Source organism: Mesorhizobium sp. M0018 (assembly GCF_040323955.1).
Classification (GTDB): Bacteria; Pseudomonadota; Alphaproteobacteria; order Rhizobiales; family Rhizobiaceae; genus Mesorhizobium.
Genome location: NZ_JAMYVL010000007.1, coordinates 68394 through 82607 on the forward strand (window position 1 = coordinate 68394; position 14214 = coordinate 82607).

The 14214-nt window shown below is 64.0% G+C and carries 12 protein-coding genes; 6 read left to right on the forward strand and 6 right to left on the reverse strand.

Going from position 1 to position 14214, the window contains the following annotated elements; translation table 11 throughout:
- Positions 1–32: 32 nt before the first annotated feature.
- The 3 genes from NKJ81_RS11860 to tpiA all read right to left on the reverse strand — a co-directional run bounded on the left by NKJ81_RS11860 (position 33) and on the right by tpiA (position 2737).
- A complete protein-coding gene (locus tag NKJ81_RS11860; RefSeq protein WP_352540553.1) occupies positions 33–1154 on the reverse strand; it encodes a L,D-transpeptidase in 1122 nt (373 codons plus the stop codon).
- A gap of 199 nt (positions 1155–1353) precedes the next feature.
- On the reverse strand, positions 1354–1806 hold the full coding sequence (secG, locus tag NKJ81_RS11865; protein ID WP_352540554.1) for a preprotein translocase subunit SecG: 453 nt from the start codon (positions 1804–1806) through the stop codon (positions 1354–1356).
- Between the two features lie 163 nt (positions 1807–1969).
- Entirely contained in the window at positions 1970–2737 is a 768-nt protein-coding gene (gene tpiA, locus NKJ81_RS11870; RefSeq protein WP_352474263.1) for a triose-phosphate isomerase, read from the reverse strand.
- A gap of 142 nt (positions 2738–2879) precedes the next feature.
- On the opposite strand from tpiA, the gene NKJ81_RS11875 reads away from it, so the two are divergent.
- From NKJ81_RS11875 to NKJ81_RS11895, 5 genes are read left to right on the forward strand one after another with little or no spacing between them, the layout of a single operon-like run.
- On the forward strand, positions 2880–4772 hold the full coding sequence (locus NKJ81_RS11875; RefSeq protein ID WP_352540555.1) for a SurA N-terminal domain-containing protein: 1893 nt from the start codon (positions 2880–2882) through the stop codon (positions 4770–4772).
- Positions 4769–5779, forward strand: a complete 1011-nt coding sequence (gene trpD / locus NKJ81_RS11880) for an anthranilate phosphoribosyltransferase (protein WP_352474265.1) — start codon at positions 4769–4771, stop codon at positions 5777–5779. Before NKJ81_RS11875 ends, trpD begins: the two co-directional genes overlap by 4 nt.
- 5 nt (positions 5780–5784) lie before the next feature.
- A complete protein-coding gene (trpC, locus tag NKJ81_RS11885) occupies positions 5785–6597 on the forward strand; it encodes an indole-3-glycerol phosphate synthase TrpC (RefSeq protein ID WP_352540556.1) in 813 nt (270 codons plus the stop codon).
- A gap of 2 nt (positions 6598–6599) precedes the next feature.
- Complete coding sequence (moaC, locus tag NKJ81_RS11890) at positions 6600–7106, forward strand: cyclic pyranopterin monophosphate synthase MoaC (protein ID WP_352448833.1); 507 nt, start codon at positions 6600–6602, stop codon at positions 7104–7106.
- The gene (locus NKJ81_RS11895) at positions 7106–8311 is read left to right on the forward strand and encodes a molybdopterin molybdotransferase MoeA (RefSeq protein WP_352540557.1); all 1206 of its coding nucleotides are present in this window, start codon (positions 7106–7108) and stop codon (positions 8309–8311) included. Before moaC ends, NKJ81_RS11895 begins: the two co-directional genes overlap by 1 nt.
- Before the next feature lie 7 nt (positions 8312–8318).
- Here the strand turns inward: NKJ81_RS11895 and NKJ81_RS11900 are convergent, their stop codons facing one another.
- Together NKJ81_RS11900 and kynU are read right to left on the reverse strand one after the other, a co-directional pair.
- Positions 8319–9149: a hormone-sensitive lipase gene (locus NKJ81_RS11900; protein WP_352540558.1), complete on the reverse strand. Its 831-nt coding sequence runs from the start codon at positions 9147–9149 to the stop codon at positions 8319–8321.
- A gap of 95 nt (positions 9150–9244) precedes the next feature.
- Positions 9245–10492, reverse strand: a complete 1248-nt coding sequence (gene kynU, locus NKJ81_RS11905) for a kynureninase (RefSeq protein WP_352540559.1) — start codon at positions 10490–10492, stop codon at positions 9245–9247.
- 447 nt (positions 10493–10939) lie between these two features.
- Here kynU and lexA point away from each other — a divergent pair, with 447 nt between their 5' ends.
- A complete protein-coding gene (gene lexA, locus NKJ81_RS11910; protein WP_023674949.1) occupies positions 10940–11674 on the forward strand; it encodes a transcriptional repressor LexA in 735 nt (244 codons plus the stop codon).
- On the opposite strand, the gene NKJ81_RS11915 is transcribed toward lexA, so the two are convergent.
- Positions 11668–14133, reverse strand: a complete 2466-nt coding sequence (locus NKJ81_RS11915) for a ComEC/Rec2 family competence protein (protein ID WP_352474271.1) — start codon at positions 14131–14133, stop codon at positions 11668–11670. The two genes, lexA and NKJ81_RS11915, sit on opposite strands and share 7 nt — an antisense overlap.
- Between the last annotated feature and the right edge of the window lie 81 nt (positions 14134–14214).

Consider the following 14214-nt stretch of genomic DNA (forward strand, 5'->3'; position numbering starts at 1 on the left):
GGCCGGCCCTTTTGGCACGATCTGTCAAAGCGTCAGATGATGACGACTTTGGTGCCTACTTTCACCCGGCGGTAAAGGTCCATGACGTGCTCGTTGATCATACGGAAGCAGCCATTGGAGGCGCTGGTTCCGATTGACTGCGGCGCGATGGTGCCGTGAATGCGCAGGTGGGTATCTTTCTTGCCGTCGTAAAGATAGATGGCGCGTGCACCGAGCGGATTGTCGCCGCCGCCGGGCATGCCGTCCTTGTACTGGCCATAGTGCTTGGGTTCGCGCTTTTGCATATCCAGCGTCGGAATCCAGCGCGGCCATTCCTGCTTGTCGCCGACGGCAACCGTACCCTTGAACTGCAGGCCTTCCCGGCCGACCGCGATGGCATAACGGCGGGCGGTTGACGATGATTCGACGAGGTAGAGACGACGGGCGCTGGTATCGATGACGATGGTGCCGGGGTTGTAGCCGGTGAATTCGACCTCCTGCGGCACGAATTCCGGCTTGACCTTGAACTGCCGCTTGGCCTGCTTCCTTTCGAGCGCGGCGTCGAGCGCGCGTGTTTCCGGAAGCAGCGACATCGACGAAGAGGATGTGCCGCCGAACAGTCCCGCGAACAGCCCGACGCTCTGCGGCTTCTGCCCGACCGGTTCGCTGCGCAACTCGCCATTGTTGCCGGTCAGCGCAACGTTCATGGCCTCGGCCGGGATCGGCTCGGCCGACTGGATCGGCGCAATGGGCGTAATCGGTTCGATGATGTTGACGGTCTTCTTCTTGGCCGGCGTGGCGTCAGCCACCTTGGCCGTTGCGAGCGGCTGGCTCTTCCTGGCAAGGAACGCCTGGCGTTCCGCATCGGCTTTGGCTTTCGCCGCCTCGCGCATCGCCAGCTTCCTGGCTTCGAGTGCCTTGGCGCGAGCGGCGTCCTTGTCGGCTGCGATCTTGGCTTCGATCTTGCGGATCTGCGCAAGGTCGTCCGGCGTCGGATCTTTCTTCTTCTTGAGAAGCTTCAATTGCGCTGCATCGCTTTTGGCAGCGACCTTGACGACGTCGGTTGTTGTTGCGGCTTTGTGGGCCGAGTTTGCCGTCGGCATGGCCGCGAAAGCGGGCGCACCTAGGCTGAGCACGGCACAAAGGCCGGCAAAAATGAAGCTGCGAAGCTGCATGGGGAAGATCCGATCGTTCAATGCTTGTTGCCCACGGCGTCGCCCGGCGCCCCCCAAGGACGCCGAGAATGCCGCGTGCAACGTATAATCGATTAGCCGGAAGCGCCTCAAGCGTGAGGCGCAGTCGAATCTTCATGATCGTGCGGCATTTGCCGCGACTGTGTTCAAACGACAACAGATCGCGGCATAAGTTGCCCTATTACTGGTTGGGGACCTGCGGCGTGGCCGGCGCGGCGGCGCCGTTTGTCGCTGGCGGCGTCGCCGGAGCGGTTGCCGGCGGCGTCGTTGCCGCGCCATTGCCGGACGGCGGGGTCGGCGCCGTGGTGCCTGAAGGCGGCGTCGGCGTCGTGGTTCCAGGCAATTGGTTGAGTACGCCCTTGCCTGCTCCGTCCGAGGTCGCCGGCACGCGATCGAGAATGTCGATCGGCTTCTCGCCATAGCGCGCAACGATCGACAGTGTCAGCGAGGTGACGAAGAAAGCGGCAGCCAGGATCGCCGTCGCCCGCGTCAGCGCATTGGCGGCGCCACGCGCGGTCATGAAGCCCGATCCGCCGCCGATGCCGAGGCCGCCGCCTTCGGAGCGCTGCAGCAGCACCACGCCGACAAGCGCGAGCACGACCATGAGGTGGACGACGATCAGTACGGTTTCCATAATTTACCCTGGCAAGGCCTTGTGCGGCCGCTGATTTGGAGGCGGCTCAATACAATGCTTTGACGGCATTTCCAAGCCCGTGGCCGGAATATGGGAAGCAATGCGTCCTTTGCAACGATTTCGACGCCGGCCGTCCGCTCAAATGCAGCAACCAGCCCTTGTATCAAGCGATGTTTCGATAGGCTTCCGCGATGCCGAGGAAGTCCGCCGCCTTTAGGCTGGCGCCGCCGACCAGCGCGCCATCGACATTCCTGACGCCGAGCAACTCGATGGCGTTGGACGGCTTGACCGAGCCGCCGTAGAGAATGCGCATCTTGGCCGCCGTATTGCCGAGCTTCCGTGCCAGTTCTTCGCGGATATGCGCATGTGCCTCGGCGACGTCGGCGGCGGTCGGGGTCAAGCCGGTCCCAATCGCCCATATTGGCTCATAGGCAATGACGGTGTTGGAAGCCGTGGCGTTTGGCGGGACCGAGCCAGCGACCTGGCGCGACAGCACGTCGAGCGTGGCTCCTGCTTCTCGTTCGGCTCTTGTCTCACCAATGCAGATGATAGCCACCAGCCCGGCGCGCCATGCGGCGGAGGCCTTGGCCTGGACCAAGGCATCGTCCTCCTTGCGATCGGCGCGGCATTCGGAATGGCCGACGATGACATGGCTGGCACCTGCATCTTTCAGCATCTCGGCCGAAATGCAGCCGGTATAGGCGCCGCTCTCCTCGGTGTGGCAATCCTCTCCGCCGGCCCGCACCGGCGTGCGCGACAGAATCTCGGCGGCGTGCGCAAGCAAGGTCGCCGGCACGCAGACCACCGCTTCGGTCTCGGCGTCGAGCCCACTCATGAAGCCGTTGCCGATCATCCTGATCTCGTTGAGCGAGGCGCTGGTGCCGTTCATTTTCCAGTTGCCGGCGACGAGCGGGCGGATTCCAGTGGTCATGGGATTTGTTTCTCCGGGCAATTTCCAGCTGGCCCTCACTATCAAAATCAGGCCACAAAGCAATCGACAGTGGGCAGGAAGGGCGCTATTGCGCTTGTTTCAGACTCGGCGCATGCGAAATGCGCAAAAATCGGAAGTACTCATGCTTGGTATGTTGAGAAGCGCGGCGGGGACCTGGGTCGCGAAACTGCTGCTGTCATTGTTGGTGTTGAGCTTCGCCATCTGGGGCATCTCGGGGCGGCTGATGGGCGGTCTTGCCGGCCATGACGCCGTGATTACGGCCGGAGGCACCAAGGTCTCGATCAACGAATACCGCCTCGCCTACGATCGCCAGCTCAGCGTCATGTCGCAGCAATTCGGCCAGCGCATCAGCCGTGAGCAAGCGACGGCGCTCGGCATCGACAACCAGGTGCTGGCGCAACTCGTGTCGGGTGCCGTCCTCGACGAGCAGGCCCGCAAGCTCGGCCTCGGCCTGTCCAAGGACCGGCTCGCCGAACTGACGCGTGAAGACCCGGCGTTCAAAGGGCCTGCCGGAACCTTCGACAGGAGAACCTTCGAGTACCTGCTTCGGCAGGTCGGCATGCGGCCGGAAGACTATTTGAAGAACCGCGCCCAGGTCGCGGTCCGCCAGCAGATCGTCGAGGCGGTTTCGGACGGCCTCAAGGCCCCGGATACATTCTTCAAGGCGGTCGCGCTCTATCGCGGCGAAGATCGCACCATCGACTACCTGACCTTGCCGAAATCGCTGGTCGAACCGATAGAAGCGCCGTCCGACAGCGCGCTTTCGGCCTATTTCGAGGAAAACAAGAAAACCTACGCCGCTCCCGAATACCGTAAGTTCTCCTATGTCAGGCTCGAACCGGAAGACATCATGGATTTGAGCGCGGTGACCGACCAACAGGTCAGCGACGACTACAATAAGAACAAGGCGCGCTACACCACGCCGGAGATGCGCACCATCGAGCAGCTTGTGTTCAAGACACCTGATGCCGCAAAGGCGGCGCTCGATTCGCTCAGGACCGGCGCGACCTTCGACAAGATCGTCGCTGCCGAAGGCAAGACGCCGGCCGACACGCTGCTCGGCACGCTGGCCAAGGACAAGATCGCCGACAAGGCGGTCGCCGACGCTGCCTTCAAACTAAACGTCAATGAGGTCAGCCCGGTCGTACAGGGCGCCTTTGGTCCCGTTCTGCTGCGCGCCACCGAGATCAAGCCCGAAGTGGTGAAGCCGCTGGCCGAAGTGTCCGAGCAGATCCGCAAGGACCTGGCACTGGGCGAGGCAAGCCGCATCTTGCTGGACGTGCACGACAATTACGAGGATACGCGCGCCTCGGGCAGTTCGCTCGCCGAGGCAGCCGCCAAATTGAAGCTGAAGGTCGTCACCATCGATGCCATCGACCGCACCGGCCAACGGCCGGATGGAAGCATCGTCAAAGACCTGCCGGAATCGCCGGCACTCATCAAGGCGGTGTTCGAATCCGAACCCGGAACCGACAATGAAGGCCTCACCACCGCCGATAACGGCTTCGTCTTCTACGACGTGAGCGCGATCACGCCTGCCCGCGACCGCACATTGGACGAAGTCCGCCAGAAGGTCGTGGCCGACTGGACCGCGGCGGAGACCACCAAACGGCTCACCGCAAAAGCACAGGAGCTCGAGAAGCGTCTCAAGGCTGGCGTCACGCTCGAGGTGATCGCCGGTGAGCTCAAGCTCGAAAAGCAGACCAAGCGCGGCGTCAAGCGCGATGCGGACGACGTCGATTTCGGCAAGGAAGGCGCCGCCGCGATGTTCGGCGTCGGAGAAGGCGGCGCCGGGTTGATCCCCTCACCTACGGGCGACGGACAGATCCTGTTCAAGGTTGCCGAGGTGTTCGAGCCTGCCGGGGCCGATGCCAGCTCAGTGCCCCAGGACGCACAGAAGTCCTTCACCTCCGGCATGTCCGACGACCTGCTCGACCAGTTGGTGGCGCAGTTGCAGACGCAATATGACGTCCGCATCGATCAGGCGGCCGTAACCCAAGCCCTGGCCAGATGAGCGCGCTGAAGATCCACATCGCCAAGGTCGCCGCCGGCAGCGCTCTTTCCTTCGAGGAGGCGCGCGAGGCCTTCGACATCATCATGTCCGGCGATGCCACCCCCGGCCAGATCGGCGGCTTCTTGATGGCATTGCGCGTGCGCGGTGAGACCGTCAGCGAGATCGCCGGCGCCGTCGCCACCATGCGCGCCAAGATGCTGCGTGTCGAAGCTCCCGAGGGTGCCATCGACATTGTCGGCACCGGCGGCGACAATTCGCACAGCGTCAACATTTCGACCGCATCCGCTTTCGTCATCGCCGGCAGCGGCGTGCCCGTCGCCAAGCACGGCAATCGCGGACTGTCCTCGCTGACCGGCGCCGCCGATGTGCTGATCGCATTGGGCGTCAAGATCGACATCCCTCCGGAGACGATCGGCCGCTGCATCCACGAGGCCGGCGTTGGCTTCATGTTCGCGCCGGCGCATCACCCGGCGATGAAGCATGTCGGCCCGACCCGGGTCGAGCTCGGAACCCGCACCATCTTCAACCTGCTGGGCCCGCTTTCCAATCCGGCGAGTGTCAGACGGCAGATGGTCGGCGTGTTCCTGCCCGAATGGATCATGCCGGTGGCAGAAACGTTGAAGGAACTTGGTGCCGACCATGCCTGGATCGTCCATGGCGACGGCTATGACGAGATCACCACCACCGGCGAGACACTTGTCGCCGAATTGGCCGGCGGCGAGATCCGCAGCTTTACGCTGACCCCGGAAGCCGTCGGACTGAAGCGGCACACCAAGGACGAGTTGCGCGGCGGCGACGCCGCCCACAACGCCCAGGCACTGCGCGACATGCTGGGCGGCGCCGCCGGCGCCTTTCGCGATACGGTGCTGATGAATGCCGGCGCCGGGCTGGTGGTGGCCGGCACAGCGACGACCCTCGCCGACGGCATGGTAACGGCGGCGCAGGCCATCGACAGCGGCCGCGCGCTGAAAGTGCTCGACAGGCTGATCGAGATTTCGAACGGTTAAAAACCATGTCCGACATCCTGCGCAAGATCGAGGCTTACAAGCGCGACGAGATCACGGCGGCCAAGGCGCGCGTGCCGCTGGCTGAGATCAAGGCACGGGCGACGCATGCCGACGCGCCGCGCGGCTTTCTTTCCGCCCTTGAAGCAAAGCGCAAATCCGGCAGGTTCGCGCTGATTGCCGAAATCAAGAAGGCTAGCCCATCCAAAGGCCTGATCCGCGCCGATTTCGATCCGCCGGCGCTGGCCAGGGCCTATGCGAAGGGCGGTGCCGCCTGCCTTTCGGTGCTGACCGACGCACCCTCCTTCCAAGGCGCGCCCGAATTCCTCACCACTGCGCGCGCTGCCGTCGAGCTGCCTGCCTTGCGCAAGGATTTCCTGTTCGACCCCTATCAGGTCTACGAGGCCAGGGCATGGGGCGCCGATGCCATCCTGATCATCATGGCCAGCGTCGACGACGCGTTGGCAAGAGAACTCGAAGCGACAGCGTTCGGGCTCGGCATGGACGCGCTGGTCGAAGTGCATGACGAGGCTGAAATGGAACGCGCGCTGCAGCTGTCGTCGCGGCTGATCGGAATCAACAACCGCAATCTCCGGACCTTCGAAACCAGCCTACAGACCTCGGAGCGGCTGGTAGCGATGGTGCCGGCCGACCGCCATCTGGTCAGCGAGAGCGGTATCTTTTCGCACGACGATTGCCGCCGGCTGGAGCAGAGCGGCATTGCGACTTTCCTGGTCGGCGAGAGCCTGATGCGCCAGCAGGACGTGGCCGCGGCAACGCGCCTGCTGTTGACGGGCAAGGCGCCGGCAGAGGCCGTTTGAGGATGGCGGCCGCCCTCACCCATCTTGGCGCGCAGGGCGAAGCCAACATGGTCGATGTCGGCGACAAGGCTGAGACGGTGCGCACGGCAGTCGCAGAAGGTTTTGTCGCGATGCGGCCCGAGACGCTGGACATGATCCTCGCCGGCGACGCCAAGAAGGGCGACGTGCTGGGCACCGCGCGCATTGCCGGCATCATGGCGGCCAAGAAGACGCATGAACTGATCCCGCTTTGCCATCCGCTGCTGCTGACCAGGATATCTGTCGATATCGAGGCGGACGCCGCGCTGCCCGGCCTGAAGGTGACAGCATTGACCCGCGTCACCGGCAAGACCGGCGTTGAGATGGAGGCTCTGAGTGCCGTCTCGGTCGCTTGCCTGACCATCTACGACATGGCCAAGGCGGTCGACCGCGCCATGGTCATCTCCGGCATCAGGCTGGTCGAAAAGACCGGCGGCAAATCCGGCGACTACAAGATCACCGGAGACGGGGCCACCGAGGCAGGCCGATAATGGCGCTGGTCCCAGTTGCCGAGGCGCTCGAGCGCCTGCTGGACGGCGCAGCAGCGCTGCCGGGCGAACGCGTCGCACTGCTGGATGCCGCCGACCGCGTGCTGGCGGAGCCGGTTGTGGCGCTCCGCACCCAGCCGCCGTTCAACGCCTCCGCCATGGACGGCTATGCCGTGCGGGCGGCCGATATCGCGTCCGTACCGGCAAGGCTTTCGGTGGTCGGCATGGCGCCGGCCGGACGCGGCTTTGCCGGAACGGTGCAGCAGCGGCAGGCCGTGCGCATCTTTACCGGCGCACCGCTTCCCGAAGGCGCCGACACTATCGTCATCCAGGAGAACGCCCGCGATCTCGGTGGCAGCAGCGTCGAAGTGACGGAACCGACGGTGCAGGGGCGCAACATCCGCCGCCTCGGGCTCGATTTCGCCAAGGGCGATGTCCTGCTGCCCAAAGGCCGCCTGCTCGACCCGGCGGCCTTATCGCTGGCGGCATCGGCCAATCACCCCGAGGTGCGCGTGGTCAAACGGCCGCTGGTCGCCATCATCGCCACCGGCGACGAATTGCTGCCGCCGGGCAGCGATCTTGGCCCCGACCAGATCATCTCCTCCAACGCCTATGGTGTCGCCGCTGCCGCACAGTCGGTCGGTGCGCGCGCGCTCGACCTTGGCATCGCGCCGGACCGCAGGGAGGCGATCGCTGCGCTGGTTGAAAAGGCCGTGAAGGCTGGCGCGAACGTCATCGTCACGCTGGGCGGTGCCTCGGTCGGTGACCACGACTTCGTCCATGAGGTGCTGACCGGGCAAGGCATGACGCTCGATTTCTGGAAGATCGCCATGCGGCCGGGCAAGCCACTGATGTTCGGGCGGCTGGGAGACATTCGCTGCATCGGCCTGCCCGGCAATCCGGTGGCAAGCCTGGTCTGCACTCAGCTCTTCCTGAAGCCGCTGCTGGCGCGGCTCGGCGGCCGCGCCTTTCAGCAGGATATACGTCGGGCACGGCTCGGTGCCGCCATGCCGGCCAACGATCTCAGGCAAGATTATGTGCGGGCTGTTGTCATTGATGACGCCGGTACGCTCGTGGCGACGCCGTTCGGCATCCAGGACTCCTCGATGCTGAAAATGCTGGCCGATGCCGACGGGCTGATCGTTCGCGCGCCGTTCGCGCCTGCCGCGGCGGCGGGCTCCCCCTGCGACGTACTGATGCTACGCTGAACCTGCCTCACTCCGAAATCAAGGTCCGGGTCAGCGGATGGTCTGGATCGGCCAAACCGTCGATGATGTTGAAATGATGCCGGTCAGGCTCGACCACCGAGCTGGTCGCGGTACCCAGGCCGATCCAGATGTTGGCCAGCAACGCGCTCTGACGCAGGAATTCAGCGCGCTCGCCGCCGCCGGCCCAGCAGGTCAGGCGGGCCTTGTCCATCGGGCGCAGCAGCACCGGGCTTTCGGCCTGCGCCTCGGCCTCATCGATCGCCAGCGTCTCGTTCATGCCGGTGCGCATGATCGGGCGCAAATCGTGCACCCCCGAGATCGACACTACATGACGAACGCGCCGGACGACTTCGGGCGCCAGCGGCGTCGTCGCCGTAACCATCCGGCTAACAAGATGGCCGCCGGCCGAGTGCCCGGTCAGCATCAGCGGCCCTGCAACGATCGCCGCCGCCTTGCCGATCGCCGCGCCGACTTCCTTGACGATGCCGCCAATGCGTATCTGCGGACAGAGCGTGTAGGACGGCATCGCCACCGCATAGCCGCGATCAACAGGGCCAGCGGCAAGATGCGACCAGAAATTCTTGTCGAATTCCATCCAGTAGCCGCCATGAACGAACACCACGAGTCCCTTGGGCTTGATGGCCGGCAGGAAAAGATCGAGCCGGTTGCGTGGATTGTCGCCATAGGCCATGTCGAGCCGCGCCCTGCCCTCGGTCGAAAGCACGTCGCGGAAAACCCGCGCGGGCTCGATCCAGGCCGCCGGCCAGCGATCGCTGCCGGCTATGTTGGCGCTGTTGGCATAGGCGTTGTCCCAATCGGCAATGTGACGTTCGAACACCCTGCGCCCTCCCTGGCATATGGCCCTGCAGCGTAGCCGTAAGCATCGCGCGGCGCGTCGTCGCCAGCCTCACGATTCCAGCTCTCGCATCAATCTCAAGTGACAGCTGCTTTGATGGCGAAGCGCGCATCCTTCCACGCACCGGTGTGCAGGATGTCCTCAAGCACTTTGGCGGCCTGCCAGACATCGGCATAGCCGACATAGAGCGGGGTGAAGCCGAAGCGCATGGTCGATGGCGCGCGAAAATCGCCGATCACGCCACGTTCGATCAGCGCGCGCATGACCTGGTAGCCATGCTCATGCATGAATGAAATCTGGCTGCCGCGTTTTTCCCCATCGCGCGTGCTTTCGAGCGTGAGCCCGTAAGTGCCGCACTTTGCCTCGACAAGCTCGATGAACAGATCCGCCAGCGCGATGCTCTTCTTGCGCACCGCCGTCATGTCGACATCGTTCCAGATGTCGAGCGCGCCCTTCAGCGTGCGCATCGACAGGACCGGCTGTGTGCCGCACAGAAACCGGCGGATGCCGGTGCCGGCCGCATAGCCTGGCTCGAAGGCGAAGGGCCGTGCATGGCCCCACCAGCCGGTGAGCGGCTGCTGGATGTCGGAAAGATGCCGCTCAGCCGCATAGATGAAGGCAGGCGCGCCCGGGCCGCCATTCAGATATTTGTAGGTGCAGCCAACGGCAAAATCGGCGTTTGCCTTGTCGAGTTCGACTGGCATCGCGCCGGCGGTGTGGCAGAGATCCCAGACGATCATCGCCCCGGCTTCCTGAGCCCTGCGCGTCAGCGCCGGCATGTCGCGCAGTTCGCCCGACTTATAGTTGACGTGGTTGACCAGCACCACAGCGGTGCGTTCGTCGATCAGCTCTTCGATGGTCGGCGCGTCGACTCCCGAGAGGCGCAGCAGCGTATCTTTTCGCGTCGAAACCACACCCTCGGCCATGTAGAGGTCCGTCGGAAAACTATCGCCCTCGGCGACGATGACCTGCCGCTCCGGTCGCATGGCCATGGCGGCGTGCAGCAGCTTGTAGATATTGACCGATGTCGTGTCGCAGACCACTGTCTGGCCGGCCGCGGCCCCGATCAGGCGCCCGAGCTGGTCGCCAAGTTCAAGCGGCATGTTGAACCAGCCGGCCGTGTTCCATGCGCGGATGAGATCATGCGACCATTCTTCGGTCGCGGCCTTGTGCAGTTCATCGAAAGCGGCACGTGAAGCAGCTCCTAGCGAATTGCCGTCGAGATAGATCACTCCTTGCGGCAACACAAAGCGGTCGCGCATCGCGCGCAGCGGATCCGCGGCATCCATCGCCTTTATGGCCACGAGATCGGGAATTCCTGTCATGATTTGTCTGCTCCCCCAAGATCCAACGCAACGCCGGACACGCATCGACTGTTCTTCCATTACTTGGTTGCGCGCAGCAAGGCTCCACCGGCGAGAAGCAGCCTGACCAGGCGGTGGAAACCGGGACTTAACCCGAGGTTGGCGTTTTGAGTTCGTTTCGTTCACGGTGCATTGACCAAACCGCACAGTCGATACGGGTTCAATTCCGTGCCTTTTGCCGACCGACGGCCGATGCCAGTGCCGCCTTCTAGGAGGCCAGAAGGGCGCAAACGAAAGCAGAATCAAGGCGATGAGGCTCGCGGCGGTGAAAATGCGGTACGCCGGTAGGGGACGTCGTTTGTTTCCCGAGCCTTAACGCATTCATTAAACTTTAAACAGTTGCGGAACACAACTGGAACAGATAGTGTTTGTTCTGGGTTTGTTTTTCTGATTCTGTTGGGGGTCGCTATGCTGACACGCAAACAACACGAACTGCTTATGTTCATCCACGAAAGGTTGAAGGAAAGCGGTATCCCGCCTTCATTCGACGAGATGAAGGAAGCGCTCGACCTGGCTTCCAAATCCGGAATCCACCGGCTGATTACGGCGCTGGAGGAGCGCGGCTTCATTCGCCGTTTGCCCAACCGGGCCCGTGCGCTGGAGGTGCTACGCCTGCCTGACTCGATCGCCCCCGGCCTCAATGCGGCACGCAAGTTCTCGCCGAGTGTCATCCAGGGCAGTCTTGGGCAAGGCGCCCCTCGGCAAGGCAAGCCGACATCGTCGCGCGTGCCCGCAGCCGGAAATGACGACGATGTCGTCGCCGCCGTTTCGATCCCAGTGATGGGCCGCATCGCTGCCGGTGTGCCGATCGACGCCATCCAGCACCAGACGCATTCGATTTCGGTGCCGCCGGATATGATCATGGGCGGCGAGCATTATGCGCTTGAGGTCAAAGGCGATTCGATGATCGAGGCCGGCATTTTCGACGGCGACACGGTGATCATCCGCAATGCCGATACGGCGAGCCCCGGTGAGATCGTGGTGGCACTGGTCGACGAGGAGGAAGCGACGCTGAAGCGGTTCCGCCGCAAGGGCGCCTCGATCGCCCTGGAAGCCGCCAATCCGGCCTACGAGACGCGCATCTTCGGACCAGACAGGGTCAAGGTGCAGGGCAAGCTCGTCGGACTGATCCGCCGCTACTGAGCTCCGCCCTTGGCGCCGGCTTTGGGGTTGTCGGCCCGGCGGTATGGCGGCAGGCCCCGTGCCGCGCGTGAAAATTTCCGCTGCACGTGCCAGGGCCGGTATGATTTTTCGACGGCGAAGCGGATCTCGGCGCGTGTTGCCGCTTGTGGATCGAAATAGACGGCGGCACTTCCCGCGCGCGCTAGTTGCCGTTTGGTGACGACGAGGACCAGCCGGTCGTAGTAGCAGGGGTTATGGGCGGTGGCGTCGTCGATGACGATCAAGCTGGCAAAGGCGCAGGCTGGCCGCGCAGTATCGCGGTCCTTGGCTTGGGCGATGATCGCGCCGGATGGATGCCTGGCAAGGCAGAGGCCGTCCGTGCAAATGAACGGCATGCCCGGCGGTAGGTCGGCCGGATCGGCAATGTCGAATTGCGGGTCGTTCTTTCCAGGTGTTTCCGGCGCGACGATAGCCTCTGATGTGAGCGCGCGTTTCCAGTTGTCGATGGTGAACTCATTCGGGCGTGCCCGGTTGACCGCGAGTTCACCGCTGCCGATCGGCAGCGCGACCAGCCGTGCGTCCTCCGAGACCAATACGTCGGGTATGCGTGTCTGCGTTGTCGTCAGCAAGCCGGCGAGCGCAAAAGGAAGTGCCGCCAGCCGCAACCACGTCGTCGCCATGCTGGCAATGACGAGGGCGATCGTCACCAGAAGGACGGATCTCAGCGAAATCAGCCCGACCGCATCGATCGGCGAGCGCTCCGAGATCCACCCGGACAGGGCGATCATCGCCGTCAGCCCCTTGCCCATGACATAGAGAAAAGGGCCATCCGCACCGAACGGCATCGCCAGCGCGCTGAGAACGGCGAAGGGCATGACGACCAGTGACACGATGGGCATGATGGCCAGATTGGCGAACAGGCTGAGCGGCGCCACGCGCTGGAAATGCCATATGGCGAAAAGCGCCGTGGCGCTCCCTGCAATGATCGAGGTCATCGCCAGACCGCACATGCCCAGCAGGACCTTTCGAGTGGCAAAGCGTAGCGGCGACTGCCGCGGCGGCGGCGTGGTGGCCCTGCCGGCGCGGTAATCGGACCAGCCTGCATAGGCGCCGACAAGGGCCGCCGTCGCGGCGAAGGACATCTGGAAACTCGGACCGACCACCTCGTGCGGCGACACCAGGATGACCGCGATGGCCGAGATCGCCAGGTTGCGCATGGTGAGCGCGGCCCGGTCGAACAGCACGGCGATAAGCATCACCGCCAGCATGATGAAGCTGCGTTCGGCCGCCACGACAATGCCGGAAAAGACGAGGTAGGCCGCAATCGAAAAAAGCGCGGCGGCCGCGGCATATTTCTTGACCGGCCGTCGCGATGAGAAATCGGGAAACAGCGCGAAGGCACCCCGCAGCAGCGCCATGATGGTGCCGGCGACCAACGCCATATGCAGCCCCGAGATGGAGATGATGTGGTAGATGCCGGTGCGCCGCATCGCTTCGTTGATCTCCTCGGGAATGCCGGCGCGCACGCCGACGATCAGCGCAGCAGCAATCTCGCCCTCGGCACCGCCGATGCGGCTGCGGATATGGTCGGCGATGGATTCACGCGCGTCTTCGATCGCGGAAGAAAGCTGCGCGGCAAGCGGCATGCTGTCCGACGACACGATTTTCGGATTGCCGAGAAAAAAGCCGCTGCCGCCGATACCGGCGAAATAGCTGTCGAAGGAGAAATCATAGCTGTCGGGCCGCACCGGGCCGGTCGGCGGCAGCAGCCGCACATAGCCGGTGATCTCGGAACCGGCGGTCAGCTCAGCCGGTATCTTCATCGCCGAAACGCGGACCCGTTCCGGCATGTAGCGCAGTGTCGGCCTGGCGGTTGAGATCACATCGATTGTCAGCCTGATGCGGCCGCTCGCCATGGGCTCGTACGATACGACGCGACCCGTCAGCCGCGTCGAGATTTCGGAGCCGAGCATATGCGTTCCGACACGCCATGTTTCGAACTTGGCGGCAAGTACGCCAAGCGCGCAGAGCAGCGCCACCATGAAGCACAGGCGCGTCCTGGGCCATGACCGCGAGACGACGGCACAAAGGGTCGCGAGGAGCGCGATTGCGATCGGCTGTGGAAAGGCCGGCTCCACCGACAGCCCGAAATAAACGACCACCCCGCATGCGAGGAACACCGGCACCAGCAGGAAGGCGATGCCGCGGTCGAGTTCCAGACCGGCCGCTGTGGTTACGCTGTTGCGGATACGGGACGGTGACGGGAGGCGGAAACGCCTGCGCAGGCGTACGATAGGCTCGCCCGCGGGCACGAGAACCGTTGCTGGGTCGCTGGCCGGCAGCGACGGAGCATCGAAGCGCGGAGCAGGTAGCAATGCCGGTGCCGGCAGGACAGGCGGGGGAGCGGCAAACAGCAAGCGTTCGCTGACGTCGCTGCCAACGTCCTCGCCCTCGCCCGCACCACGGCCTCGCACAGCCATCGGGTCTGCCCCTTGCGCCCTCGACCTCCTATGCTACATGAACGCGCAACGCGCGAAAGTCCGCAAACCCACTTCCTTCGC